This is a genomic window from Streptomyces sp. NPDC002790 (assembly GCF_040295505.1).
Lineage (GTDB): Bacteria > Actinomycetota > Actinomycetes > Streptomycetales > Streptomycetaceae > Streptomyces.
This window is the reverse complement of sequence record NZ_JBEOVM010000229.1, coordinates 1-3,024: the sequence shown is the minus strand read 5'-3', so window position 1 is coordinate 3,024 and position 3,024 is coordinate 1. Positions and strand designations below refer to the sequence as shown.

The window sequence follows — 3,024 nt, the reverse complement described above, 5'->3', positions numbered from 1 at the left end:
CCCCGCCGGCGTTTGAGGCGCGGGGCTGGAAAGATCGCCTCAATCGCCGGCGGGGCTTGATGGATCCACCCCCGTCGGCGATCGACAGATCAAGTCCCGCGGTGCTCGGCATTCCAAGACCCGCGGGAGTCGCCATTTCAAGAGTCGCGGAAGTTCCCATTTCAAGCCCTTGCGGCGATTGAGCAGCAGCGGGGTGTGGGGCGGAGCCCCAAATCCAGCCCCTCCGGCGATTGAGGAGCGGGGGCCGGGGCGGAGCCCCGGGGTCGGGGCGACGGGTGGGCCTCAGGTTGGCAGGGTGCGGGAGGCGCCCACCGGGATGTCCCAGAGGGAGGCGCGGGGCAGGCCCGTTTTTTCCCACGCGGCGCGTAGTCGGTGGAGGGGTTCGAGGACCGGTTCCGCCGACAGCAGGAACGTGGCCCAGTGCATCGGCGCCATCCGCCGCGCCCCCACGTCCTGCGCGGCCCGCACCGCATCCTCCGGGTCGCAGTGCACGTCCTTCAGCCACCACCGCGGGTCGTACGCCCCGATCGGGAGCAACGCCAGGTCGATACCCGGGTAACGGCGGCCGATCTGCGAGAACCAGCGGCCGTAGCCCGTGTCGCCCGCGAAGTAGATCCGCTGCCCCGCGGCGTCGGTGAGCACCCAGCCGCCCCACAGCGTGCGGCAGGTGTCGACGAGGCTGCGCTTGGACCAGTGGTGGGCCGGCACGAAGTCGAAGCGGACCCCGTTCAGTTCCGCCGCCTCCCACCAGTCCAACTCCGTGACCCGCGTGAAGCCGCGCCGCGTGAACCAGCGGGCGAGACCCGCGGGAACGAGGACCGGGGTGTCGCGCGGGAGTCTTCTGACGGTCGGCCAGTCCAGGTGGTCGTAGTGGTTGTGGCTGATGACGACCGCGTCGACAGGCGGCAGCGCGGTCCAGGCGACGCCGGGCGGGGTGACCCTGGCCGGGGTGCCGAGGATCTTGCGGGACCAGACGGGGTCGGTGAGGACCGTGAGGCCGCCGATGCGGATGATCCAGCTGGCGTGCCCGACCCAGGTGACGGCCGCCGTACAGGCGTCTACCTGCGGCAGCGGGCCCGGCTCGAAGGGCAGGTGCGGGATGTCGGCCAGGCTCTCGGCGGGCGGCCGGAGCGCGCCCTCGCGGGCGAACCTGGCGAAGGACCGCAGGCCCGGCAGCGGTGCGGTCAGCCGCTGGGCGAAGGATTTGGGCCAGCGGCGCGGTACGTCCGGCACTCCGGTGTCCGACCCGCCGAGCGGCCGCGGCTCGACGAGGGGCCGCGCGGGTGCGGTCGCATCGCCCCGCGGTACGGCCGACGGTGCTTCGGACGCCTGCGTCATCGCTCGGTCTCCCATCCTTCGCGTGCCGGTTCCCCGCCGATGGCGCGGAGCGTCGACTCCACCATGGTCAACAGCCGTGCGATGTGCGGCAATTCCAAGGGCTCCGGTGAGGTGAGGGACGCGCGGCGTTCCTCTGGGGTTGACCCGAGCAGCGGTCCCGTCGACAGGCGCACCCGCAGCGCGCCCTGCTCGTCGCCGAAGCGGTGGCCGCCGGGGACCGGCATGCCGAGCCGGTCGCCGAGGAGGTCCTCCAGGTCCTGGGAGTCGCGGACGTCGAGGTCGGCGAGCCGGGGCCGCAGCTCCTCCAGGTCCATGTAGAGGTGCCGGCCGACCCGCGGCGGCCTGGCGAGGCCGCCCGCACGGAGCACGGCGCGGTGCGCGGCCCCGGCGACCCGCGCGTGCAGGGCGGCGCCGGCCCGGCGGCGTTCGGTGATCTCCTCGGTCTCGTTCAGGACGTACGTGGCCGCCGCCGCGACCGGGGCCGCGAGCAGCGCACCGGTGGCGGTGAGGAAGTCGAGGACGCGGGCGTGCAGCGCGGCGCCCAGGTCAGTGGCGGGGAACCGGGCGCAGGCCGCGGGCAGCGAGGGCGGCAGGTACGCGCCGGTGAGGTCGCTGAGGACGGTGACGTCGCGCGGGTACATCTCGGCGGGGCTGAACAGGACGGAGTCCGCGCCCGGGTGCATGGTGTCCCGCCACGTCTCGTCGCTGACCACGTGCAGCCCCTCGGCGGCGGCCGCCTCCACGGCCTCGTGCAGCACCTCTGGCGGCGGCACAGTCGCCGTCGGGTCGTCGGCCACGGACAGCACGAGGAGGCGGGGGTCGCCACCCTCGGCCCTGACCCGGCGGACGGTCTCCAGGAAGGCCGTCGAGTCGGGGACGCCGCCGCACTCGGCGGGCGTCGGCACGTGGTACACGGCGCGGCCCAGGAACCGGGCCTGCGGCACCCACCAGGCCGAACAGGGGCGGGGTACGAGGACGTCGCCGCCGAGGGCGGCGGTGAGGGCGAGCAGCAGCGGGGCCGCGCCGGGCGCCGCGCCGACCTGCTCGCGTTCGGTGCCGAGGCCGCGGCGCTCCCAGTAGCCGCAAGCCGCTTCGAGCAGGGCGGGCGGCCCGCCGGGCGGCACCGGGTCCGGGCGCCCCGCGGCGCTCGCGGCGACGGCGGCGAGTTCCGGCAGTACCGGGAGGCCGGGCTCGGGCAGCGGTGGTCCGTATCGCACCGGCCCACGGCCCTCAGGGGCCCTGGCCCGCGCGGCGCCGGCTCCTGAAGTCCTGGCCGTGGGTTCCGAGTGCCGCATGCTGCCTCCGTGCCGTCCGCTCGCTGTACGGGTGGTGGTCACTGCCTCCAGCGTCACACCTCCCCGGGCATCCGCGCGCGCCACGCCACGCTTACGCCGGGGCGGGGGCCGTCCATAGGGCGCGCCGCACCGGGCTGCCGCCACCCCGTCGGGCCGGCGCCCCCGGAGGGGGCGGGTGACGGGAGACGACCGGTCACACGCCCACGGGGCTCCGCCCCGGACCCCGCGCCTCAAACGCCGGCGGGGCTGGAAGGGCTCAAGCGTGGGCGGGGCGGGAATGGCTCAAACGTCGGCCGGGCCGGAAGGCCGGGGCTCTGCCCCGGACCCCGCTGCTCAATCGCCGCAGGGGCGTGTAATTGCCCGCCGCCGCTGGGGGTTGTTCTATCAATCC

General features: G+C 75.1%; 2 protein-coding genes. Both read right to left on the bottom strand.

Annotation, left to right across the window (positions count from 1 at the left end; genetic code table 11):
- Positions 1–282: 282 nt before the first annotated feature.
- Entirely contained in the window at positions 283–1,338 is a 1,056-nt protein-coding gene (locus ABT004_RS36230) for an MBL fold metallo-hydrolase (protein ID WP_351346083.1), read from the bottom strand.
- A complete protein-coding gene (locus tag ABT004_RS36225; protein ID WP_351346080.1) occupies positions 1,335–2,633 on the bottom strand; it encodes an aminotransferase class I/II-fold pyridoxal phosphate-dependent enzyme in 1,299 nt (432 codons plus the stop codon). The genes ABT004_RS36230 and ABT004_RS36225 overlap by 4 nt, the downstream gene beginning before the upstream one ends.
- Positions 2,634–3,024: the final 391 nt, after the last annotated feature.

Coding starts and splice junctions, on each gene's coding strand:
- ABT004_RS36225 (WP_351346080.1), bottom strand. CDS start 2,633: ATGCGGCACTCGGAACCCACGGCCAGGACTTCAGGAGCCGGCGCCGCG.
- ABT004_RS36230 (WP_351346083.1), bottom strand. CDS start 1,338: ATGACGCAGGCGTCCGAAGCACCGTCGGCCGTACCGCGGGGCGATGCG.